This window comes from Mesorhizobium humile, from assembly GCF_033977215.1.
GTDB lineage: Bacteria > Pseudomonadota > Alphaproteobacteria > Rhizobiales > Rhizobiaceae > Mesorhizobium > Mesorhizobium humile.
The window spans coordinates 94,689-117,420 of the sequence record NZ_JAVIIV010000020.1; the positions used below are offsets into that span (position 1 = coordinate 94,689).

Here is a 22,732-nt window from a genome sequence, read left to right on the forward strand (position 1 = left end):
TCCCAAGCGCCATGATGATGACGGATCAAAACGCCGCTTGATACTGTCCACCCTCAGGGGGCACTCCAGAGAGCGCCCCTTTATTACTCCCTGTCGATATCCCGGCGCAGCACGATCAGCGTCGTCAGGTCCTGCACCGCCGGCCCGCTGGCGATGTTGTCGCGCAGATTGTTCAGTCGGTCGATCGACGGCACCTCGACCTCGACGACGAGGTCGAGCTGGCCGCTGATCGAGGACACGCGCCGCACCTCGGCGTAACCGGCCAGCTTGTCGAGGATGCTCATCGAGGGCGTGCGGGCTAGCGTCACCAGAAGGAAGGCCCGGATGACGTCCCGGTCCATCTGGCCGATATCGGCGCGATAGCCTCGGATCACGCCGGCGCGCTCGAGCTGCGCCACCCGCTCGCTGGCGGCGCTGCGCGAAAGGCCGACGCGCGCAGCCAGCGCCTTCAGCGGGATGCGCGCCTCCTTGGAAAGGATGGCGAGGATCTCGTGGTCTTTTGCGTCCGGCTGCTTCACCGCGGGGCTCCATGGGCGCGCCGGCAATATGCCGGCTGATCACGTCAGACTGCCGGCAGGGCCGGCGCTTTGCCGGATGTCTGATTTGCACGGCCATGCAAAACTATCCACCAATTTCAGCGACATGCCGGCAGACCCGATGACCGATCTCCACCATCCTGCACCCGCTTTCCCGATAGACCAGGCCGCCCTTCTGGCGAGCGAGCACTTCGGCATCGAAGGCGAGCTTAGCCCTCTCGACAGTGAGCGCGACCAGAACTTCCGGCTGGCTTCCAGTGCCGGAACCTGGACCTTCAAGATCATCAACGCCAGCGAACCCGGCCTGGAGAGCGCTTTCCAGGTGGCCTTGCTCGCTCATCTGGCGGCTGTCGCGCCCGACCTTTCGCTGCCGCGCCTGAGAAAGGCGGCATCGGGCACCGCGCTGGCGACCACCCTGGCGGCGTCTGGCGAGCGTCATTCGCTGCGCATGGTGTCATGGCTTCCGGGCAGGCCGCTCGCCGAAAGCACACGCAGCCCCGCCGTTCTCAATTCTCTCGGCCAGATGCTGGGCCGCATGGATCGCGCCCTGCAGGGCTTCATCCACTCCGGCGCCCTGCGCGCGCTGGACTGGGATGTCCGGCGCGTCGGCGAAGCCCGCGCCCGGCTCGCTCATGTTGCCGATGCCGGCGACCGCGCCTTGCTGGAGCGCTTCCTCGATCGCTTCGACAAGCAGGTGGCGCCCCGTCTCGCAATGTTGCGGACGCAGGTCATCCACAACGACGCCAATGACTGGAACGTCCTGGTCGATCCGCACCGGCCGGACAGCGTCGCCGGCATGATCGATTTCGGCGACGCACTGCACACGGTGCTGATCGCCGAGGTGGCGGTGGCCAGCGCCTATGCCATACTCGACCAGGCGGACCCGATCGGCGCCGTGGCCGAACTGGCGGCCGGCTTCCACGCCCTTTATCCGTTGCGTGAGGAAGAACTCGACGTCTTGTTCGACCTCATCATGGCGCGACTGGTCATCAGCGTGACGCTTTCGGCGGCGCGCGCCAGCCGTGTCGGCGACAATCCCTACCTGGCGATCAGCGAGGCACCGGCCTGGCGCATGCTGCGGCGCCTCGATGCGATGAACCCGCGCTTTGCCACGGCGATCCTGCGTCATGCCTGCGGCTTCGATGCGGTGCCCGGCGCAACTGCTATCGCGACCTGGATCGATCGCAATGCCAAGAACATGGCGCCGGTCGTGCGCCCGCACCCGGCCACGCTGGCCAAGGCGCTGGTGCCCTATGGCGACGCCGCCAATCCGATGACGGTGGCCTCCGCTGCCGCCGACCCTGAAAAGGCCTCCGCCTGGTGGGAAGCCCATGCGAGCGAAACGGGCGTCGCCCTCGGCATCGGGCCATGGGGCGAGGCGCGCAACGTCTACTCGGGCGACATGTTCAAGTCGCGCTTCATCGACGGCGGCCGGCGCGACCGCCATCTCGGCCTCGACCTCTTCATGCCGGCCGGCACCAAGGTCCACACACCGCTCGCCGCGACAGTCCAGAGCGCCGAGATCGAGGAGGAGCCGCTCGGCTATGGCGGCCTCGTGGCACTGCTGCACGAGCCCGAGGGCTGCCCTGCCTTCGTCACGCTCTGGGGGCATCTTGCCCATGAAGTCGTGGCGCGGCTGAAGCCCGGCCAGAAGCTCGCCGCCGGCGCGCTTGTCGGCGAGATGGGCGCGCACGCGCAAAACGGCGGCTGGGCGCCGCATCTGCATCTCCAGATTTCGGCCGATACCGGCCTCTCGGCACGCGCGATTCTGGGTGTCGGCGAGGCGAGCTATCTGGGCGTATGGCGCGAATTGTTCCCCGACGCGGCGGCGCTGGTGGGCATTCCCCCCGAGACTTTCACGCAGACCGGCCGCAGCCGGGCCGAGATCGTCGCGGCCCGTAAGGCGACGATGCTGCCCAACCTGTCGATCTCCTATTCCGAGCCGATCAAGTTCGTGCGCGGCGACGGCGTCTGGCTGATCGACGATCGCGGTCGCGCCTATCTCGACTGCTTCAACAATGTCTGCCATCTCGGCCACGCGCATCCGCATGTCGTGGAGGCCATCGCCCGACAGGCCGCGAAGCTCAACACCAACACACGCTACCTGCACGACAACATCGTCGCCTATGCCGAGCGGCTGACGGCAACACTGCCTCCGGAGCTCTGCGTCGCCTCATTCGCCTGCTCGGGCAGCGAGGCCAACAGCCTGATGCTGCGCATGGCGCGTACCCACACCGGCCGCGAGGAAGCCATCGTGCTCGACTGGGCCTATCATGGCACGACCCAGGAACTGATCGACCTCAGCCCTTACAAATACAAGCGCAAGGGCGGCAAGGGGCGCAAGCCCCACGTCTTCGAGGCGGTAATCCCCGACAGCTATCGCGCGCCGGCGGACTGGCCAGCGGAGGAGCATGCGAAGCGCTTCGCCGCCAGCGTCGCCGAACAGATCGACGCCATGCGCCGAGAGGGCCGCGCCCCGGCTCTGTTCATGGCAGAATCGATCCCCAGCGTCGCCGGGCAGGTCTTCCTGCCGGATGGGTACCTCAGCGAGGTCTACGCCATGGTGCGCGCGGCCGGCGGGCTGTGCGTCGCCGACGAGGTTCAGGTCGGCTTCGGCCGCGTCGGCAGCCATTGGTGGGCATTCGAGACGCAGGGTGTCGTGCCCGACATCGTCACCATGGGCAAGCCGATCGGCAATGCCCATCCGATGGCGGCGCTGGTGACGACGCGCGAGGTCGCGGCGTCCTTCAACAACGGCATGGAGTATTTCAACACGTTCGGCGGCAATCCGGTGTCCTGCGCGGCGGGACTGGCGGTGCTGGACGTGATCGAACAGGGCGACCTGCGCCGCAACGCCTTGGAGATCGGCAACTACCTGATCGAGCGTTTCCGCGGCATGCAGGAACGTCACGAGGCTATCGGCGACGTGCGCGGCATGGGGCTGTTCCTCGGCATTGAGCTGGTCGCCGACCGCCGGACGAAGGAGCCGGCGACGGTGTTGGCCAAGAAGATATGCGACGGCGCCCGCGCGCGGGGCGTGCTGATGGGTACGGAAGGGCCGGGCGACAACGTGCTCAAGATGCGCCCGCCGATGATCTTCACCCGGGCCAACGCCGATCATCTGTTGTCGGTTCTCGAGGGCACCTTCGAGGCAGTGCTGGCCGGCAAGGAGTAGCAGGGGGCCCGCTCCGACTCCGTCAGCAGCTTCCTTGCATCTTATAATAAAAACGTTTTTATTTTTCTTGAAAACGTTTTTATTTGCCGGTAATGCCATTCCTGAGAGGAGAGCAGGCGCACATGGCAGAGGGCAGCATCGCGGCAAGCCGGCTTTCGCCGACCATCAAGACGCTGGCGGCGCACACCGGCTATTCCATCGGCACGATCTCGAAAGCGCTGCGCGGTTCGCCGGTGGTCACCGAGCAGACCCGCGAGGCAATCCTCGCCGCCGCCAAGGAACTCGGCTACCAGGCCAATGCGCGCGGCATGGCACTGCGCACCGGCAAGACCTATCAGGCCGCCGTACTGATGCCGCTCACCGCAGCCGCCGGCTACGAATGGGATGGCGTCGAATATACGCAGATCCTGAACGGCATCAGTCAGGCGCTCGACGGCAGCGATTACCAGCTTTCGGTCCACGGCTATCGTTCCTACGAGGACGCCTGCGCCGTTGCCCGCCGCGTCGCCGACCAGAAGCTCTCCGACGGGCTGATCTTCTCCGGCGTGCTGGCCGACGACGCGCGCATTGCCATGCTGGCGCAATCGGGCTTCCCCTTCGTCTCGCTCGGCCGCTGCCGCAAGCCGCTCACCTATGCCCATGTCGACGTCGACAACGAATGGGCAGCCCATGCCGCCACCGCGCGGCTGATCGCCGGCGGACACCGCCGTATCGCGCTGATCAATGCCGAGCAACGTTTCTCCTACGCCCTGGACCGGATCGATGGCTTTGTCCGAGCTTTCCGCGAGGCAGGGCTGGAGCCGTCGCTCGATCTGGTCGCCGGCGGTGACCTCTCCACCCGTTTCGGCCGCGACAGCACGCTGACGCTGCGCGGCCTGCCGCAGCCGCCAACCGCCCTGGTCTGCGTCAACGAATCCACCACGCTCGGCGCGCTGTCGGCGCTTGGCTCGCTTGGCCTGCGGGTCGGCGAAGATGTCGACGTGATCGCCTATGACGACATCAACGTCAGCGCCTATTTCAGTCCGCCCGTCACCACGCTCTACCAGCCCATCGAGGTGCTCGGCCGCCGGCTGGGCGAATTCCTGCTGCGGCTGATGGCTGGCGAGGATGCCGCGCGTCTCACCGAGGTCTTCCGCCCGCAGTTGATCGCGCGGCAGGCTGACAATCTCGGCGGCCGCCTCGGCCGCCACAATCCTTGAAAAATGGAGGAAACAGCATGAAGAAAGTTCTGTTTGGCCTGACGCTGGCTCTGCTGGCGTCTGGCGCCGCGCATGCCGCCGATCTTGGCGGCAAGCTCATGAAGGTGGGTTCCGACACCACCTCGCCGCCGATGGAGAGCGTCGACACCGCGACTGGGCAGATCGTCGGCTTCGATGTCGATGTGGTCAACGCCGTCTGCGCCAAGATCAACTGCAAGGCCGAGTTCGTCACCACCGGCTGGGACGGCATCTTCGCCGCGCTCGACCAGGGCAATTTCGACTTCGTCGCCTCCGGCGTCTCGATCACCGACGAACGCAAGAAGGCCATGGATTTCTCCGAGCCCTACATCGTCAACAGCCAGGCCGTGCTGATGCGTGTCGCGGACGAAGGCTTGAGCGTCGGCGACTTCAAGTCGAAGGGCAAGAAGCTCTCGGCCCAGGCCAACACGACCGACGCCCAGGTCGCCGAAGGCATCGTCGGCAAGGACAATGTCGTGGCCTATGACAGCTTCAGCGCATCCGTGATCGCGCTCAAGAACAAGGATGTCGACGGCGTCGCCATCAACGACGCCAACGCCGCCGCCTACGAGAAGGAGTTCGCAGGCGAACTGGTGGTGCCGATCCGCAACCTCCAGTCGGATCCGCTCGGCCTCGTCTTCCGCAAGGGCGACGAGAACGCCGCGGCCTTCAACGAAGGCATCGAGGCCATCAAGAAGGATGGCACGCTGGACGCGCTGATCAGCAAGTACTGGGGCGTCAAGTAATCGTGGTCGATGGTCCCGGCGCTCCGCCGCGCCGGGACCTTTTTGTTGGAGGGCGGTCATTCGATGCAGCTCCTGATGCGCCTTCGGCCCAGCAATCTCATCATTGCCGCCGCCCTGCCGTTCATCGTCTACCTCTTTGCCTCGTCGGCCGATTACCAGCGTTCGCTGCGCGCTATCCTCGGCGTCGAGCACGGCTCGTCGGCGTTCGTGCCCGGCTTTGTGCTGCTGGCTGTCGCCTTCGCCGCCGGCATTGGCGTCGTCGTCTTCAGTCGCGCCAAGGCACTGAAACCGCGCCTTGCGCTGTTATGCGCCGCCATCAACCTCGTGGCGGCGCTCGCCGCAGCGACGACCGGCCTGGTCTATCCCTACGCATCGTCGGTCGTTGCCAACGCCGTCGATCCTTTCACGTCCAAGCTGGTCGTCCAGGGCGTGACGCCCCGCCAGTTGACCGGCGAGGCCGAGGCGATGGTGCACGGCCACGTCTCGACGCTTTTGTGGATCTATCTCGCTGTGACCGTCGTCGCCCTCGCTCTTTTTCTCGTCGGCGGCCGGCAGGATAATGGCGACGTCACGCGGCGCACCGGACGCGCGACCCTCGGCCTGGTCAACGGCGCCGGGCTGGTCTTCATACTGTTCCTGGCGCCGATGGCCTTCGCGGCCGGCGTGGCCACCACCATCCGCGCTGCGATCGCGGCATATATTCTGGCGGCGCTGCTCGGCCTCGTCTGGGTCGGCCTGCTCAAGCTCGAATACAGCAGGCGAGCCGATTTCTCCTTCATCGTCATCACGGCGTTGCTGGCCTGCGCGGCCGCATGGTTCCTGATGCAGCCGCGCCAGGCCTACACGCTGGCGGGCAGCCTTGAAGGCAAGGTCGCCGTGATATCGGGCACGCCCGCCGGCATGATCGGCGCCGTGCGCTTCGGCCAGTTTCCATCCGGCCCCGAAAACGAAGTGCCGCTGCGCACCTTCAAGGGCGCGCCGGAAGCGCTCGCCGCGCTGGCCAAGAAGGACGTCAGCGCCGCGCTGCTTCCCTCCGCCTTGGCGCCCGCCGACCTGCCGGTGCTCTGGCAGACGCAGACGCTGGGCGACCGCGACAAGGCATCCGGCATCACGCTCGCTGTGCTTGCCATCGTGCTTGGCCTGCTGACCTTCGGCGGCCATATCCACCGCCGCCATCCGCTCTCGATCGGCTCGGAATTCATCGTCGACACCATTCGCGGCATCCCGATGCTGGTCATCGTGCTCTATGTCGGCCTGCCGCTGGCGGGCGCGCTTAAGGACGCCACCCAGGGCGTCTTCGATCCGCCGAACCTTGCGCGCGGCATCGCCGCCATGGCGCTGGCCTACTCCGCCTATCTGGCCGAGATCTTTCGCTCCGGCATCAATGCCATCCCGCGCGGCCAGCTCGAAGCGGCGCGCAGCCTCGGCCTCAATGGCTGGCAGACGGCGCGACTGGTGATCCTGCCCCAGGCCTTCCGCATCATCATCCCGCCGCTCGGCAACGAGCTGATCGCCATCCTGAAGGACACCTCGCTGCTGTCGATCCTGTCGATCCGCGATATCACCCAGCGCATGCGGGAATTCCAGTCGGCAAGCTTCCTGCCCTTCGCCCCATACAACTCCGCCGCCATCTTCTACATCCTGCTGACGCTGGCGGCGGCCAGCCTAGTCAGCACCGTCGAGAGAAAATATGACATCAAGCATAGATAAAGCGCGCCGGGACCTCGAAGCGCGGGCCGCCTCCCTCGTCATGCCGAAAGGCTTCGTCTTCGGCGCCGCCACCGCGTCCTATCAGATCGAGGGCGCGCCGGCCGCCGACGGCAAGGGCGAGAGTATCTGGGACCGCTTCTGCAAGGTTCCGGGCGTGATCATCGATGGCTCCAGCGGCGACGTTGCCTGTGACAGCTACCATCGCTGGGGCGACGACATTGCCGTGCTCAAGACGCTTGGTCTCGGCGCCTATCGCTTTTCGCTCGCCTGGACCCGGCTTCTCCCCGAGGGCCGCGGTATTCCCAACGCCAAGGGCATCGCCTTCTACGACAGGCTGATCGACGGCCTGCTGGAAGCCGGCATCGAGCCTTATCTCACGCTCTACCACTGGGATCTGCCGCAGGCGCTGCAGGAGCGCGGCGGCTGGTACAGCCGCGATACTTCCGACGCGCTTGCCGAATACGCTGCACTTGCCGCGCGCAGCTTCGGCGACCGAGTCAAGAAATGGACGACGCTCAACGAACCCTGGACCTTCTGCTGGTCGGGCCACGCCTCGGGCGAGGACGCCCCGGGCTTGCGCGACGGGACGAAAGGCGGCGTCGCCGCCAGCCATCACGCGCTGCTAGGCCACGGCAAGGCCGTGCCGGCCATCCGCGCCGAGGTGCCCGACGCGTCGGTCGGCATCGTCTTCGACCTCAACGTCGCCGAGCCGGCAAGCGGCGACCCGCGCGATGTCGCCGCGGCGCGGCGCTTCGACGGCGCGCAGAACCGCTGGTTCCTCGACGCCGTCTTCAAGGGCGCCTATCCGCAGGACATGCTCGACCTCTATGGCGACCTGCTTCCGGAGATCCACGCAGACGACAACAGGCTGATCGCAACGCCCGTCGACTATCTCGGGGTCAACATCTATCGCCGTTCGGTGATAGCTGCGGGCACGGAACTTAGCCCCCTCGACTATCGCCGCGTGCAGCCGGAAGGGCTCTATTCGGCGGTGGGCTACGAGATCTGGCCGCGCTCGATGTACGACATCCTGCGCTACGTCAACGACCGCTATGCGCCGCAAGCGATCTACATTTCCGAGAACGGCGTCGCGACGCGGCCCGAGCGGGTCGGCGCCGACGGACATGTCTGGGACGATCTGCGCGCCGCCTACTATGTCGACCATCTCGAGCAGGTGGCGAAGGCCGCGGCCGAGGGCGTGCCGATGAAGGGCTATTTCGCCTGGACGCTGATGGACAATTTCGAATGGGCCTACGGCTATACGACGCCCTTCGGCATCACCCATGTCGACTACGAAACGCAGGAACGGCGCGTCAAATATTCCGGCGAGATCTATGCCACGATCGCAAGGCAGGAAAGCCTCGCGCCGGCGCGGAGAGCCGGGCTTGGCCGCTGAGCCAGGACAGCCGGGCACCGTCCTGATCACCGGTGCGGGGCGTGGCCTCGGCCGCGAACTGGCCCGCCAGTATGCGCGGGCCGGCTGGCGGGTCATCGCCTGCGGCCGCGCCTTCCCCGCGGATGGTTTTGAGGAACGCGTCGAATTCCAGCCGCTGGACGTGACCGATCCGGCATCGATCCGCTCCCTTGCGTCGCGGCTGGCGGACCGGCCTCTCGACGTGCTGGTCAACAATGCCGCCGTCCGCAGCCGGGCGCCCGGATTGGTGGCCCTGGAGCCGGAGGCGTTCCTCGACGTCATCAGCACCAATACGCTGGCGCCGATCCTCATGGCCAAGGCCCTGCTCCCGAACCTTCGGCTAGCCGCCGGCCCCGTCATCGCCAATATCGGCAGCCGCGCCGGCTCGATGGCGGAAGGCCTGCTCGACGATGATGACGACGACTATGCCTATCGCTGCTCCAAGGCCGCGCTCAACATGGCGACGGTGCAGCTCGCGCGCGACCTGAAGCCCGCCGGCATCACTGTGCTCGCGCTTCACCCGGGCTGGGTGAAAACCGATATGGGTGGCCCCGAAGCGGCCTTGCCAGCGGAGGACAGCGCCCGCGGCCTTTGCGAAATAATCCACTGCGCATCGGTCGAGGACAGCGGTTCGTTCCTTACTTTCGACGGCAAGCGGGTCGGCTGGTAGGTCAACAACTGCGGGGTGAAAGGATTGTCGTCCACCCACTTTTATCAAGCCGTCGCGCGGTCAGTGATCGCTGCGTCACTCGGAATTCCCGGCTACGGGGCGCTCCGGCGCAGGGGGAGGGGTCAATTTTGCACGCCGATTCACGGTCAGCTCGCGGCCTCCCGCACGGCCTTGGGCAGGCTGGCACACATAGCAGCACGCTCGGCTCCGATCAGGACTTTCACTTACCCGAGATGTTCTGATGGGACGCGCATACGGCTAAAGCGCGTCGCGTCGGAACGGCCTCATGCGGCGCGCTTTAGGTTGTTGTTTTTATGCATGTCGTTGTCCCAAAACCGCTGCGCACTTTTGGGCGACATGCATTAAGGTCAACGCGCCGACCAGCGCATTAATCTGGCGTTGCTCTGAGGAAGCCGTGATCGAAACCGGATCCCTGTTGCAAGAGGCCTGATGGGTACAAGCGGGCCGACATTTGGCAGACTTTAGTCCGCAGCTGGTGAACACCATGTCCAGAACTGAGGCAGCAACATTGCAGACGGATAAGGTCACGTCAGCGGTATTCAGGCTGTCGATATCAGCCCGCCCATAAGGGCACGGCCGCAGCGAGCGCCTCAACTTGACACCAGGACACTGTCCCGGGTTGCCCAGTAGTTTCGCGGCGAATGCCCGAACACGCGCTTGAAGGTGTTGCCAAACGAGCTTTCGGAGGCGAAGCCGAGATCGTGGGCCAGATCGGCGAGCGAAGTGTTTGCGTTGCGCAGCGCGTCCCGCGCCTTCTCCATCCGCCAACGCCGCAGGTACTCCATCGGTGGCATGCCGACCGCCTCCTTGAAATGGGCGACGTAGGAAGACCGCGACATGCCGGCCTCGGCGGCGAGTTCTCTCAGTGTCCACTGCCGCTCGGGCGTCCGGTGCATCAGGTTGATAGAGGCGCCGAGGCGCGGGTCCTTCAGAGCGGCAAGCCATCCCCCGACACCTCCGCCACCTTGATCCACGAAAGCCCGCAGCGCCTGCACGAGAAGAATGTCGGCGAGGCGGTGCGTCAACAGCGTCGTGCCCATTCGCGCCGCTCGCACCTCTTCGTCCAGAAGCTTCAGCGAACCATGCAGAACGGCGGCCGAGGGACCGGCGGCGGACAGGATCATCACATCGGGAAGGACATCCAGCAGCAGCCCGGCATTGTTGCCTTCGAGGGCGAAGCCGCCGCCGAGCAAGACGGTATCGTCACCCTGATACCGCGCGATGTCGGAGCGATCCCAATCGAAGGCAGCCATGCCGTCTTCGGGGCGTTTGCCGGGATCGCTTGCGACGACATAGTCCGAAGCGTTGGCGAGCAGAAATGTGTCGCCTGTTTCAAGGCGGTACCGCTCCTCACCGTTGAGGATGAGCCAGCATCCGCCCTTCAGCACCGCTACGAATTTGAGGATTGGTTTCGCCGGGAAGCGCCATGCCCATTCGCCGGCCGCTTCCAGCCGCGTGCAGCGTATGCTGCGCATCTCGATCAGCGCCAGGATATCGGACAGCGCGTCATGCAATTTGGACTCCTGATGTAGACTCTTGGCCGTTCAAGCATGGATAGTCCAGGGCATCTTCGTTTATCACGGAACGAAGGGTTGGGAAACCGACCTGGATACACCGATCTGAAAATGAGGATGAGATATGGCACAGGTACTGAACGGCAAAGTGGCGGTGATCACCGGCGGCGCGCGTGGCGTGGGCTTCGGCATCGCGACCACATTTATTCGAGAGGGCGCCGTGGTTGTCATCACGGGCCGGGAAGACGACGACCTTCAATCAGCTTGCGCGAAGTTGGGAGAGAATGCCTTCGGGACCGTCGCGGATGCCGGCAGCCCGTCGGGGATGGATCGGCTGCTGAAAGACGTGAAGGCGCGGCACGGCCGGCTCGATATCCTGGTGGCCAACGCTGTCGTCGGCGAGCATGCGCCGCTCGGCGCGATCACCGAAGATCAGGTCGACAAGATGATCGATGTCAACTTCAAGGGCATCGTGTTCGCAATCCAGTCGGCTGTTCCTCTGATGACAGAGACGGGCTCTGTCATCATGATCGGGTCCACTGCATCCGTGGAGCCACCCGCCGGAATGGGCGTCTATGGCGGTCTCAAGGCGGCGCTGCGCGGCTGCATGCGGGCCTGGATCAAGGACGTGAAGGGAACGGGCATCAGGATCAATCTGCTGAGCCCCGGAGCGGTCGACACGCCGTCGCTTCGCAGTGCATCCGCCAAGGCCGGCGGCGAGGGGAAGGTGGAAGCGATTATCCAATCGATCCGCGACCGGCATCCCTCCGGCCGTATCGGCGAGCCCGACGAGATCGGCAAGGCGGCCGTGTTTCTGGCCAGCGAAGCCTCGAGCTACGTCAACGGCCTCGAGATGTTCGTCGACGGCGGCTTGACCACCGTGTGAGCCTGACGAGGCGCGGCAGATGCTAGGTTGACCGACGCTAATCCGTCCTGGTGCCGGCCTCCTTTCTCCATAGGCGAGGTGTCTGGCCAACGGTGCAACGAAACACGCGCGTCAGATGGCTTTGGTCGACGAACCCGCAGGCGAGGGCCACTTCGCAAATTCCAAGCCTGCTTTGGCTGAGCAACGTCTTTGCCTTGCGGATGCGCTCGTTCATAAGCCACTTGTACGGCGGAACACCCATCGTCCGGCGAAAGGCGCGGGCGAAGTAGCTGACCGAGAGGCTGCAGGCCTGGGTGATGTCGGCAATGGCGACGTCGCCGCTCAAATTGGCCAGCATAGCATCACCTCGAAGGTCAAATTGGCGATCGAGTCGCCAAGCAGCGCCAATTCCGATTTCGGCTTCTATCTGCTGGTGCGTCCTCGCCAAGGCCGCGCCGGCCAGCGGCCATGACGAGACAAGCGGCGATCTCAGGTCCCGCCGCACGCTTTCATCCGCTCGATGATCTCGGCCATTAGCGCCAGGTCGCGGCGCGAATCCGCAAGGTCAGTCAGCGGCCTGGTGCGGTCCATGATGTGGCGGTGGAAAGCCTCGAGCTCGTTGGAGAAGGCGTCGCCATAGAGCGGACCCAGCGCTTTCGTTACGGGGCCGAGCGGGCCGGCTTCCGTCACCTCCAGCCGCGTCGGCAGACTGCGGATATAGGGCGTGTCGTAGATGATGCGCACGCGCTTTGTGTTCGAGCGTACCTCGATCATGGCGTCGAACAGGCCGAGGTCGTCGACCACCGCGTCATAGAGGCAGGCGAAGTGGCCATAGTCGAAGGTGACGCTGGTGTTGGCGCCGCCATTGGTGCGGTGAGCTGCAACCACCCGCCGCGGTTCGCCGATCAGTCCGCGCATCGCCGAGATGTGGTGCGAGGAAAGCGCCGTCAGCCCGCGATAGGCGCGGACCAGATCGCCCGAGGCGTCCTTGCCCACGACCTCGCGGATCAGCGCGTCCCGCTCCTTTGCGCCGCGCGCAAGGATCGCCGGATCGATGTCGTGCGGGTAGAGGACATTCTGGCTCTTCTTCAAGAAATGCCTGCCCTCGGAGATCAGGTCGAAAATGCGCACATGCGTGATATCACCATGCGTCGGCAGTTCCTCACGTGCTGCCAGATAGGCCGGCGCGTAACGGCGCATGTAGCCGACGAAGATCGTCTTTTCGTAGTTCTTGCTCAACGCCAGCAACTCGTCGATCTCGCGCACCGTCAGGCAAGCGGGCTTTTCCAGCAGGATGTGCTTGTCGGCTTCGATCGCGGCGCGCACGAAGCGGCTGTGCGTGTCGTCGGAAGACAGCACGAAGACGGCATCGATCTCGGGCGAATTGATCAGTGCCTCAGCACTCTCGTAGGCCTTGGCAGTCTGAAATTTCGATGTGATGAGGTTCACCAGACTTGGTGAGACGTCATGGACGCCACCAATCACCCAGCGGTCGCGCTGGTCGGCCAGCACCGGCAGATGGATCGACTGCCCGACCTCGCCAAGCCCAACAAGTCCGACACGGATGACCGCCACGGCAAACTCCCTTGTATTTCCATTCTATCGCCGGCTGCAACGGCTGGCAGTTGACTTCAAAAATGATGTGCCGGTCACGCCGCCCCGGTCACCAGCGCCACCAGCTCGTTGCCGCTGGTTTCGGATGCGCGCACCGTCGCCACCATCCTGCCGGCGCGCATCACCCAGATCTGGTCGGACAGGCGCCGCACCTGATCGAAATTATGGCTGATCAGGATGACGCTCACGCCTTGCTCGCGCAGCTTGCGGATCAGCGCCTCGACATTGGCCGTCTCCTGCACGCCGAGCGCCGCCGTCGGCTCGTCCATCACCACCAGCTTGGCGCCGGAACCGGCGGCCCGGCAGATCGAGATCGCCTGCCTTTGCCCGCCCGACAGGCGCCGCACGCGCTGGCCCACCGAGGGCACGTTGATCGACAGCTTGGACAGCATGGCGCGGGCCTGGGCCTTCATCGCCTTGCGGTCGAGCAGCGCGAACGGGCCGATGCGGCGAACGATCTCGCGATTGAGGAAAAGGTTCTGCGCCACCGTCAATTCGTCGATCAGCGCCAGATTCTGGTGCACCGTCTCGATGCCTGCCTTGCGCGCCTCGTCCGGGTTGGAGAACGGGTGCTGGCGGCCGTCGAAATAGATCGCGCCGCCGTCCGGTTGATGCACGCCGACCAGGCAGCGGATCAGCGTCGACTTGCCGGCGCCGTTGTCGCCGATCACGGCTGTGACCTCGCCGCGGCGGGCCTGGAAGCCGACATCGGTGAAGGCGCGGATGCCGCCGAAATGCTTGCTCAGCCCCTCGCAGGCAAGCACCGCTTCGGCGGATGGGATATGATTGACGGCGCTCATTTCTGATACCGCATGATCAGCGCCGCCAGCACCACGATGGCGCCCACGGCAAGCGGTTGGTAGAAGGCCGAGACGCTGAGCAGCGTCAGCCCGTTGACCAGCGCCGTCAGCATCAGCGCGCCGATCGCCGGCCCCAAAATGCTGGCGCGGCCGCCGAACAGGCTGACGCCGCCCAGCACCACGGCCGCCACCGAATTCAACAGCAGGCTGGTGTTGATCTGCGGCTCGGCCGAGCCGATGCGCGCCACCAGGAGGATCGCGGCGATGCCGGCGCAGAAGCCGGAGATCGTGTATGCGGCGATCTTGACCCGGCCGGTGCGGATGCCCAGCGCGGCAGCGCTTTCGGCCTGGCCGCCGGTCGCCAGAAGATGCACGCCGAAGCGCGTGTGGTAGAGGGCGATATGGGCGACGACGACCGCCGCGATCGCCACCCAGACGGGATAGCCGAACGGTCCGAACGAGCCGGATGCGAGCTTGAGCAGGAAGGTCGAGCCGACCATGCTCGGTTCGCCGCCGGAGATGATCAGGCCGAGCCCGGTGATGCCCGAGAGCGTGCCGAGCGTGACCACGAAATCGGGAATGCGCCCCGCGGTGATCAGCACGCCGTTGAGCAGGCCGACCGCGCTGGTGGCGAGAACCGCGAGCACGCAGGCCGCAAAGATGCCCCAGCCGGCGGCGTTGACAAGGCCGAGGATGACGGCGCCCAGCATGACGGCGGCGGCCAGCGACAGGTCGATGCCGGAGGTCGCGACGACGAAGGTCTGGCCGATCGACAGCACGACAAGGATCGCGGCGGCGAGCAGCAGCGCCTGCAGGTTGGCGATGCTGAGGAAGACCGGCGAGGTGACGCCGAACAGGATGACGAGGCCGACCAGGCCGACCACGGATGCCCAGTCGGCCCAGAAGGAAGGATCGAGGAGGAGAGCCGCAAGGGAGGAACGGCTCTCCTCCGTCGCGCCCGCCGATGGGGCGGCGGGCGCGTTGTCTGTCGGTAGGCTCACTTCAGCAGCTCGCGCAACGGATCGGGATAGTCGCCGCCGGGGGCGGGGAAGTTCTTCAGCGATGCCTCGGCATTGGCCTTGTTGATGAGCAGCACCGGCGCCGGCACGTTGGCAGGCAGTTCCTTGCCCATCACCGCCGCCTTGCAGGCCTCCACGCCCATCGCGCCGACCACATAGGGGTATTGCGCGACGGTGGCCGTGAGTTCGCCGGCCGCGACCGATTTCAGCGCATCGACGATGCCGTCGAGGCCGATCACCTTGACGTCCTTGCCCGACGTCTGCACGGCGCGCTCGACGCCCAGCGCCATGATGTCGTTGGCGGCGAAGAAGCCGGCGAGGTCCGGATGGGCGGCCAGGATGTCGGTGGCCGCCGTCAGCGCCTTCTCGCGGTCCCAGTCGGCGCTCACCATCACAACCACTTCGAGCTTGCCCTCGACGGCCTGCTTAAAGCCTTTGATGCGGGCGTTGGAGCCGACGTCGCCGACGATGCCGGCGATCAGCGCCACCTTGGAGCCCTTCGGCACCAGCTTCAGCATCTCCTCGCCGGCCAGCGCGCCGGCGGCGACGTTGTCGGTGCCGATATAGGTGGAGACGGCGAAGCCCGCTGCCTTGGCCTGCTCGGCGTCGATGGTCGAGTCGATGTTGATGATCGGCTTCTTCTTCTGCGCCACCGGCACCAGCGCCTGCACCAGGTTGGAGACGCTGATCGGGTTGACCAGGTAACAGTCGTAATCCTGCAGGGCCATGGCGGTCAGCTTGTCGGCCTGGCCGGTCGCGTCGCCCATATTGGCGGCGGCCTGGACGGTGACGGCGACGCCGTCGGCCTTGGCTTGCTCCTCGATGCCCTTCTGCATGGTCTGGAAGAAAGGGTTGTCGAGGCCTTTCACGATCGCCGCGACCTTCGCGTCCCCCGCATAGGCCGGCGCCGAGACGATGGTTGCAAGCAGGCCCGCGCCTAGCGTCAGGCCGTTGAAGATGCGCATGGATATTCCTCCTCCGAATTTTGGGTTGTCGGCTCGTTTTCCGGGAGCGGGAATGCCTGACGGGACACAAGCGACCCCGGCGCTTGCCCTGCGAAAGTGATGACTGGATGCCGACTGCCCGCTGCGCGGACTGCGCCCCCGGGTTCGGGTTTCTTCTGTGACAGGCATTGCTCCTCCCAGAGCGCTGGCTGATGCCTCGCCAGCATTTCCGCATGCTTTATAAAAATTTGACATGCGTCAATAATTAAAATGGTGTGCCGCCTATTTTGATGTGCTGCAATGCAGCAGGAATCGAAGAGGCCGCACCATCGTTTTCGTCATGCTCGGTTGGACGCCTTCGTTGCCTCGTTCTGCACCATCGCCAGCGCCGTGCCGGGTTCGCCCTCCCACAGGATCAGGCTGGCGGCGCCGACCAGGCCGGCACGGTCGCCGAGCTCGGCTCGCACCATCGGCACGTCGCGATAGGCGGCCATCGCGCGCTCGTCGATGGTCGCCCGTATCCCCGGCGCCAAAAGGTCGAAACCGTTGGAGAGCCCACCGCCCATGACGATCAGGTCGGGCGAATAAAGATGCAGCAGATTGGTGAAGCCTATGCCCAGCCATCTCGCCTCGGCCTCGACCAGCGCGCGGGCGCTTGCATCGCCGGCGCGCGCGGCTTCCACGACATGGCGGGCGGAGACGTCGCCATCCCTGGAAAGACGCCGCATCGCCGAGCCGTCGCCCGGCGCAGTGAGCCGCGTCGCCTGCCGCCCCAGCGCGGTACCGGAGGCGACCGCCTCGAAGCAGCCGACATTGCCGCAGAAGCAGCGTTCGCCCTCGCCGGTGATCGTCATGTGGCCGATCTCGGCCGCCAGTCCGCGCCGTCCATGATAGATGTGGCCATCGGCGATGACGCCGCCGCCGATGCCGGTCGAGACGGTGACGAAGACCAAAGATTCCGTGCCGCGGCCGGCGCCGAAACGCCATTCGCCGAGTGCCGCCGCGTTGGCGTCGTTCTCCAGCCTGACCGGCAGGCCGAACTGCCGCCCCAGGATGTCGATCATCGGCACGTTGTGCCAGCCGGACAGGGTCGGCGGTCCGATGACGATGCCGGCCTTCGGATCGAGCGGCCCTGGCGCGCAGGCGCCGATGCCCATCACCTTGGCCTGCGGGTGGTCGTCCAGCAGTTTGTTGGCAAGCGCGATGATGCGGCCGATCACCGCGTCCGATCCAGCGCCGGCCATCGTCGGTTCCGAGACGCGCGCGATGACGTCGCCGCTGCGCTCGACCAGCGCGCCGCGCAGCTCCGTGCCGCCGAGATCGAAGGCAAGCGCGATCGTGCTCATCAGGCGGCGGCCTTCAATCCGTGCAGCCAGGCCATGCGCTGCGCGAGGTCCGGATCGCCGAAGGCGAGCGAGCCCAGCACCACAGTGTCGGCGCCGGCGGCGCTCAGCTTCGGCACGGTCTCGTGGCGGATGCCGCCATCGGCGGCGAGGATGATGTCGGCCTCGACGCCGGCTTTCCGCATTAGCGTACGCGCCTCGATCAGGCGCGGGCAGGCTTTTTCGGACAGGCTCTGCCCCTTGACGCCGATCGAGGTGCCGAGCAGCGTCACGAAGGCGACGTCCGACAGGAACGGCTCGATCGCCGACACCGGCGTCTCCAGCCGCAGCACCACGCCGGCCGCGGCGCCGAGCTCATGTGCCAGCTTCACCGCGCGCAGGCCGGCCTCGCCATTCTCGGCATGGATGGTGACGAGGTCGGCGCCGGCTTCGATGAACTGGCGCGTCTGCGCCTCGACGATTTCGGCCTCGACCATCAGATGCACATGGATCGGCCTTGCCGTCAGCTTTGCGATGCGCGCCACAAGGTCCGGGAAAAAAAGGAAGCCGGGCGTGAAGCGGGCGTCGGCCACGTCGATGTGATGCAGGTCGGCATAGGCTTCGATGCGCTTCAGGTCGCGCTCCATATTGGCGAGGTCCGCCGACCATAGCGAGAACTCGCCGATCAGCCGGTTTCGCGGCAAGGCGGCTATTGCCGAGGGGCCGGAGAGGGATTTGCTGGTCATGACGGAATGAGGCTCCGGACTTTCGAGTGGGATTGCAGGAAGTTTGCGATCTGCGTGTGCAGCTCGCTGAAATGCTTGGCGCTGTCGCGCGCCTTGGGGGTGATCTCGGCGAAGATCGCATCGGGTATCGCGGCGGCAAGCGCGTAGGCGGCCGAGAGCGGGTGCACGGCATCGACCGCATTGCCGATGACCAGCGTCGGAACGCGCAAGGCGGTGGCGCCCTGTTCGGAAACGCCCGGTCCGTCGGCCGCGATGTTGGACAGCACCTGCGCGAAGGTATGGGCATCCGCCCGGTCGAAATAGCCGAGCAGCGAGGTGAGATTGTCGGGTGCCTCGCGATAAAGACGCAGCGCCGTCTCCGACTGCGCGAAGATCGTCCGCGCTCTGTCCGGACCATGATCGAGGATCAGGCGGGCGACCTCGGCGATCGGCTGCATGTTGTCCGGCGCCGGGCCGAAGGTCCACGCCGGCCGCACCAGCACCAGCCCGGTGATGCGATCAGGATGGCGGCAGGCAAGGCGCATGGCGATCGCCGCCCCCATCGACACGCCGCCGGCGACGAAGCGGTCGAGGCCGACCTGATCGGCGGCGGCGAGCACGTCGTCGGCGAACATCTGCAGCGAGAACGGCCGCCGCTCGCCAAGCCCGGAACCGCCATGCCCGCGGCATTCCAGCGTGATGCGCCGGAAGCCCGCGGGGAACGTCTGCGCGACCTGCGCCTCACCGCCGCCCAGCCCGTGCTGGAAGACGACCGCCAGGCCTTCGCCGGTATCGGTGATGCCGAGCGCGGCACCGTCGCGGAGCAGCTTCGTCCGGGCCGCCATCAGACCAGCTCCTTGAGGAAGCATGCGACACCGGGCGCCTCCTCGGCCGTGAGCCCATGCGTCACCAGCGGTCCGTCGAAGCCGCCGGCCTTGAGGCGGGCGACGAAGTCGGGAAAGTCGACGACGCCTTGTCCCGCGGTGGCGAAGCGGCCGTCGGCAAAACGATCCTTGGCATGCGCCAAAGACACATGGCCCGCCGTTCGTTCGACCGCGGCGGCAACGATGGCGCGCGCCTCGTCGGGATTGGCCTGTTCGAACAGATTGGCGGGATCGAGCACGATGCGCAGACGCTTCGAACCCATCTCGGCGATCAGCCGCATGGCGTCGCCGGCCGAGGTGACGATGTTGGCCTGCTCCGGCTCGATGCCGAGATCGACGCCATGGCGCTCGGCCATCAGCAGGGCCTTCTCCATCTCGCGCGCCATGTCGGCCCAGGCCGAGGGATCGGCATTGTCCGGATGGTGCGTCCACTGGTCCCCGGCATTGCGCGTTCCGGTGCAGAGCGTGACGAGAGGCGTGGAAAGCTTGGCTGCTGTCTCGATGACGACGGCCAACCGGCGCTGCCCATCCTCGCGTACGGCCTTGTCGGGATGCGCCATGTTGTAGGTGCCCGAGAGCGCGACCAGGCCGATGCCCGAAGCCTTGGCGGCGGCATCGATGGCGCGGATCGCGTCGTCCGGAACACTATCCGGCATCGACGCCAGGCCGGCGCAGGCGAGGTTGAATTGGGTGACCGCGAAGCCCGCATCGCGCACGGCGGCAAGAACGCCGGACGGCTCGCTGCCCGCAAAAGTCTTGGCGAACACCCCGAACTGCATCAGACCGCTCCCGTCACGCTGGCGATCTCGACGCGTCCGCCGCTTTCGACCGAGCGGGCGATCGCCACCATGGCGCGGATCGAGGCGAGCCCGTCCTCGACATCGGCGCCGCGCATCGGCTTGCCGTCGAGCACCGTGTCGGCGAGGCCTTCCAACTGGCGGCGGAAGAAATGGCCATCGGCGCCCAGCGGTTTTCGCGATGTCGCGTCCTTCTCGTGGAAGATATCGACTTCGCTGGCGCGGAAGTACCAGGGATTGAAGGTCTTCGCGATCACCGAGCCGTTCTCGCCATAGAGCTGGAAGCCCTCGTGCCAGTCCATGCGCACGGCGACGGTGAGATCGAGATGGCCGAGCGCGCCATTGGCGAATTCGGTCTCGACGAACCAGCAATAGGCGCCGAAGCGCTCGTTCAGCCGGGCGCGCACGGCAGTGATCTCGCCGGCGAGGAAACGCGCCGTGTCGACCAGATGCGAGCCATGCGCCAGCATGAAATATTGCCTGAGATCCGCCTTCGGATTGCCGGAGGGCTTCCTGGCCAGCTTGCTGGTGACGGGCAGCGGCTGCACGGCATCGGTGTTGGTGTAGCGATGCGTGGAATCGCAATACCAGGCCTTCAGCGCCAGGATGTCGCCCATCTCGTCGCGGACGAAATCGCGCGCCGCCTCCAGCGCCGGGTCGAAGCGCTTCATGTGCCCGACCTGCAGCACCTTGCCCGAGCGCTTGACCGCCTCGGCCAGCGTCTTGCCTTCCTCGACCGAGACGCCGATCGGCTTTTCGCACAGCACATGCTTGCCGGCCTCCAGCGCCTTGATCGACATCGGCACGTGATAGGCGTCCGAGGTGGCGACGATCACCGCCTCCAGTTCGGGGTCGGCGAGCATCTCGTCATAGTCGCCATATATCTTCTGCGGCTCGTAGGTCGCGCCCATGCGTGCCAGCAGATCGGGCGCGGCGTCGCAGATTGCGTAAAGATCGGCATTGCTCGCCTTCACGCAGGATTCCAGATGCGCGAACTGCGCGATCGGCCCGCAGCCGAGCACACCGACACGAAGACGACGGTCTTTCTTGCGGATCATCGTCTTATGCCCCGTAGCCGCGCATGGTCTGGCGGTTGGTCTTTACCGCGCCGGCAGGATCAGCGGCGGCGGTCTCGGACTCTTCCTCAAGTACCAGCCAGCCGTTGAAATTGGGCGCGGCGCTCGCGATCTCGATCACCTTGGCCGTGTCGCAGACGCCTTTGCCGAGCATGGCCCAACTGCCCTTCGCATCGACGTCCTTCAGATGCACGTAGCGGATGCGGTCGCGATAGGCGGTCAGCGTGTCGGCCATGTCCTTGTGACCGCGCAAAATGTGGCCGGTGTCCGGCACCCAGCCGACCAGCGAAGCGTCGAGCAGGGAGAAGATGCGGTCATAGTCGGCGCGGTCAAAGAGCAGCGTGTCGTGGTGCGAGCTCGGATGCACCGCGACCTGCACGCCGGCTTTACGGCCAAGCTCGCCGGCCTTGTTGTAGACGTCCGCGGCGATCGCGAACTTGTCGTCGCGCGGCCCGTCGGAAACGACGGTCGCCGAGCCCATCGACACCAGCGCGCCCGGAAAGGCGGCGGCGAAGTCGATCCATCGCTTGGCGGCCTCGAGGTCTTCGCCGATCTTGTCCTTCAGCGTGAAGCCGCTCTTCGAGCCGAAGGCGAAGGAGACCAGCGTCAGGCCGCGTGACTTCAGCGCCGCGGCGAATTCGGCCGGCTTGCCGGCATAGCGGCCGATCATCGTGTCGGTGATCTCGATGCCGGCATAGCGGCCATCGGCGATAGCCTTGATGAGATCGTCGGGGCCGCCGGTGAACCGGTCTCCCAGCATTTCCCAGGTGAAGGTCTGGCAGCCGACTTTGAGGTCTTTCACGTTCATCCTTTCATTCCTTGGTTCTCCGCGGAACATCTATTTGACCGAGCCCGCGGTCATGCCGGCGAGGAAGAACCTCTGGGCGATGAGGTAGATCAGCAAGAGCGGCAGCGAGCCGAGCACGCTCATCGCCATCATCTGGTTCCATTCGAAGGCGTGCTGCCCCATCAACAGCTGGATGCCGATCGGGACGGTGCGCATGGACGTCGACTTCGTCAGCGTCAGTGCGAAGAGAAACTCGTTCCAGCACAACAGGAATGTGTAGACCGACGTCGCCACGATGCCAGGCAGTGAGATCGGCACGATTACCCGCCAGAGCGCCGTCCAGCTGCTGCCGCCGTCGACAGCCACCGCTTCATCGAGATCGCGCGGCAAGGTGTTCAGATATCCCGTCATCAACAGGATTGCGTAGGGCAGGGTGAACACCAGGTAGGTCAGGATCAGCGCGACATAGGTGTCGAAGATGCCATAGGAGACGACAAGCCCGAAGAAGGGGATCAGAAGCGTGATCGGCGGGATCGTCTGCGTGCTGATGATGAGCGTGTTGAGGCTGCCCTTGCCGCGGAAATTGAAGCGGCTGAACCCATAGGCCGCCAGCAAGGCGATCAGCACCGTCAGTACGGTCACCGCTCCGGCGACGAAGTAGCTGTTGAAGAAGAAGCGCAGCTTCACCGGGTCGCCAAGGATGGCTTCATACGCTTCCAGCGTGAAGGCCTTCGGCAGGATGGTCGGCGGCAAGGCGAAGATTTCGGTATTCGATTTGAACGAGCTGCTGAGCATCCAGTAGATCGGGAAGGCAGCGAAAAACAGCCCCGCCGCAAGACCAACATGCAGCGCGACGGTGATCAGCCTGTCTTTCGGCGTGTGTCTTTTCCTCATGG

21 protein-coding genes are annotated in these 22,732 nt (G+C 65.6%); 7 read left to right on the forward strand and 14 right to left on the reverse strand.

The features are described from left to right. Positions 1–83: 83 nt before the first annotated feature. Complete coding sequence (locus RFM52_RS25585) at positions 84–518, reverse strand: Lrp/AsnC family transcriptional regulator (protein ID WP_320298538.1); 435 nt, start codon at positions 516–518, stop codon at positions 84–86. Positions 519–657: 139 nt separating this feature from the next. Here RFM52_RS25585 and RFM52_RS25590 point away from each other — a divergent pair, with 139 nt between their 5' ends. The 6 genes from RFM52_RS25590 (at position 658) to RFM52_RS25615 (ending at position 9,468) form a co-directional block, all read left to right on the forward strand. Beyond that, positions 658–3,711: an aminotransferase class III-fold pyridoxal phosphate-dependent enzyme gene (locus RFM52_RS25590; RefSeq protein WP_320298574.1), complete on the forward strand. Its 3,054-nt coding sequence runs from the start codon at positions 658–660 to the stop codon at positions 3,709–3,711. A gap of 122 nt (positions 3,712–3,833) precedes the next feature. After that, on the forward strand, positions 3,834–4,910 hold the full coding sequence (locus RFM52_RS25595; protein WP_320298539.1) for a LacI family DNA-binding transcriptional regulator: 1,077 nt from the start codon (positions 3,834–3,836) through the stop codon (positions 4,908–4,910). A 17-nt stretch (positions 4,911–4,927) separates the two neighbouring features. Beyond that, positions 4,928–5,674 carry a transporter substrate-binding domain-containing protein gene (locus tag RFM52_RS25600; protein WP_320298540.1) on the forward strand — a complete coding sequence of 249 codons (747 nt, stop codon included), beginning with the start codon at positions 4,928–4,930 and terminating at the stop codon, positions 5,672–5,674. Between the two features lie 63 nt (positions 5,675–5,737). Next, the gene (locus tag RFM52_RS25605) at positions 5,738–7,384 is read left to right on the forward strand and encodes an amino acid ABC transporter permease (RefSeq protein WP_320298541.1); all 1,647 of its coding nucleotides are present in this window, start codon (positions 5,738–5,740) and stop codon (positions 7,382–7,384) included. Then, positions 7,365–8,780 carry a GH1 family beta-glucosidase gene (locus RFM52_RS25610; RefSeq protein ID WP_320298542.1) on the forward strand — a complete coding sequence of 472 codons (1,416 nt, stop codon included), beginning with the start codon at positions 7,365–7,367 and terminating at the stop codon, positions 8,778–8,780. Before RFM52_RS25605 ends, RFM52_RS25610 begins: the two co-directional genes overlap by 20 nt. Continuing rightward, positions 8,770–9,468 (forward strand): SDR family oxidoreductase, encoded by a 699-nt coding sequence (locus RFM52_RS25615; RefSeq protein ID WP_320298543.1) that lies wholly within the window; start codon positions 8,770–8,772, stop codon positions 9,466–9,468. The genes RFM52_RS25610 and RFM52_RS25615 overlap by 11 nt, the downstream gene beginning before the upstream one ends. 611 nt (positions 9,469–10,079) lie before the next feature. Here the strand turns inward: RFM52_RS25615 and RFM52_RS25620 are convergent. After that, the gene (locus RFM52_RS25620; protein WP_320298544.1) at positions 10,080–11,003 is read right to left on the reverse strand and encodes an AraC family transcriptional regulator; all 924 of its coding nucleotides are present in this window, start codon (positions 11,001–11,003) and stop codon (positions 10,080–10,082) included. A 124-nt stretch (positions 11,004–11,127) separates the two neighbouring features. Between RFM52_RS25620 and RFM52_RS25625 the strand changes: the two genes are divergently transcribed. Then, positions 11,128–11,889 (forward strand): SDR family NAD(P)-dependent oxidoreductase, encoded by a 762-nt coding sequence (locus RFM52_RS25625; protein WP_320298545.1) that lies wholly within the window; start codon positions 11,128–11,130, stop codon positions 11,887–11,889. A gap of 37 nt (positions 11,890–11,926) precedes the next feature. Here RFM52_RS25625 and RFM52_RS32885 read toward each other — a convergent pair whose 3' ends face one another. From RFM52_RS32885 to RFM52_RS25685, 12 genes are all read right to left on the reverse strand, one after another. Next, positions 11,927–12,226, reverse strand: a complete 300-nt coding sequence (locus tag RFM52_RS32885; RefSeq protein WP_430699305.1) for a helix-turn-helix transcriptional regulator — start codon at positions 12,224–12,226, stop codon at positions 11,927–11,929. Between the two features lie 131 nt (positions 12,227–12,357). Next, on the reverse strand, positions 12,358–13,443 hold the full coding sequence (locus RFM52_RS25635) for a Gfo/Idh/MocA family protein (protein ID WP_320298547.1): 1,086 nt from the start codon (positions 13,441–13,443) through the stop codon (positions 12,358–12,360). Positions 13,444–13,517: 74 nt separating this feature from the next. Beyond that, entirely contained in the window at positions 13,518–14,282 is a 765-nt protein-coding gene (locus RFM52_RS25640; protein ID WP_320298548.1) for an ATP-binding cassette domain-containing protein, read from the reverse strand. Then, positions 14,279–15,283 carry an ABC transporter permease gene (locus RFM52_RS25645; protein ID WP_320298549.1) on the reverse strand — a complete coding sequence of 335 codons (1,005 nt, stop codon included), beginning with the start codon at positions 15,281–15,283 and terminating at the stop codon, positions 14,279–14,281. The genes RFM52_RS25640 and RFM52_RS25645 overlap by 4 nt, the downstream gene beginning before the upstream one ends. Continuing rightward, positions 15,280–16,266, reverse strand: coding sequence for a sugar ABC transporter substrate-binding protein (locus RFM52_RS25650; protein ID WP_320298550.1), 987 nt, complete (start codon positions 16,264–16,266; stop codon positions 15,280–15,282). The genes RFM52_RS25645 and RFM52_RS25650 overlap by 4 nt, the downstream gene beginning before the upstream one ends. Before the next feature lie 317 nt (positions 16,267–16,583). Next, positions 16,584–17,591 (reverse strand): ROK family protein, encoded by a 1,008-nt coding sequence (locus RFM52_RS25655; RefSeq protein ID WP_320298551.1) that lies wholly within the window; start codon positions 17,589–17,591, stop codon positions 16,584–16,586. Beyond that, positions 17,591–18,313, reverse strand: a complete 723-nt coding sequence (locus RFM52_RS25660; protein WP_320298552.1) for a ribulose-phosphate 3-epimerase — start codon at positions 18,311–18,313, stop codon at positions 17,591–17,593. The genes RFM52_RS25655 and RFM52_RS25660 overlap by 1 nt, the downstream gene beginning before the upstream one ends. Further along, on the reverse strand, positions 18,310–19,137 hold the full coding sequence (locus RFM52_RS25665) for an alpha/beta fold hydrolase (protein WP_320298553.1): 828 nt from the start codon (positions 19,135–19,137) through the stop codon (positions 18,310–18,312). The genes RFM52_RS25660 and RFM52_RS25665 overlap by 4 nt, the downstream gene beginning before the upstream one ends. Further along, on the reverse strand, positions 19,137–19,955 hold the full coding sequence (locus tag RFM52_RS25670) for a sugar phosphate isomerase/epimerase family protein (RefSeq protein WP_320298554.1): 819 nt from the start codon (positions 19,953–19,955) through the stop codon (positions 19,137–19,139). The genes RFM52_RS25665 and RFM52_RS25670 overlap by 1 nt, the downstream gene beginning before the upstream one ends. Beyond that, positions 19,955–21,031, reverse strand: a complete 1,077-nt coding sequence (locus RFM52_RS25675; RefSeq protein WP_320298555.1) for a Gfo/Idh/MocA family protein — start codon at positions 21,029–21,031, stop codon at positions 19,955–19,957. The genes RFM52_RS25670 and RFM52_RS25675 overlap by 1 nt, the downstream gene beginning before the upstream one ends. A 4-nt stretch (positions 21,032–21,035) precedes the next feature. Continuing rightward, positions 21,036–21,857 carry a sugar phosphate isomerase/epimerase family protein gene (locus RFM52_RS25680; RefSeq protein WP_320298556.1) on the reverse strand — a complete coding sequence of 274 codons (822 nt, stop codon included), beginning with the start codon at positions 21,855–21,857 and terminating at the stop codon, positions 21,036–21,038. A gap of 30 nt (positions 21,858–21,887) precedes the next feature. After that, on the reverse strand, positions 21,888–22,730 hold the full coding sequence (locus tag RFM52_RS25685) for a carbohydrate ABC transporter permease (RefSeq protein ID WP_320298557.1): 843 nt from the start codon (positions 22,728–22,730) through the stop codon (positions 21,888–21,890). Between the last annotated feature and the right edge of the window lie 2 nt (positions 22,731–22,732).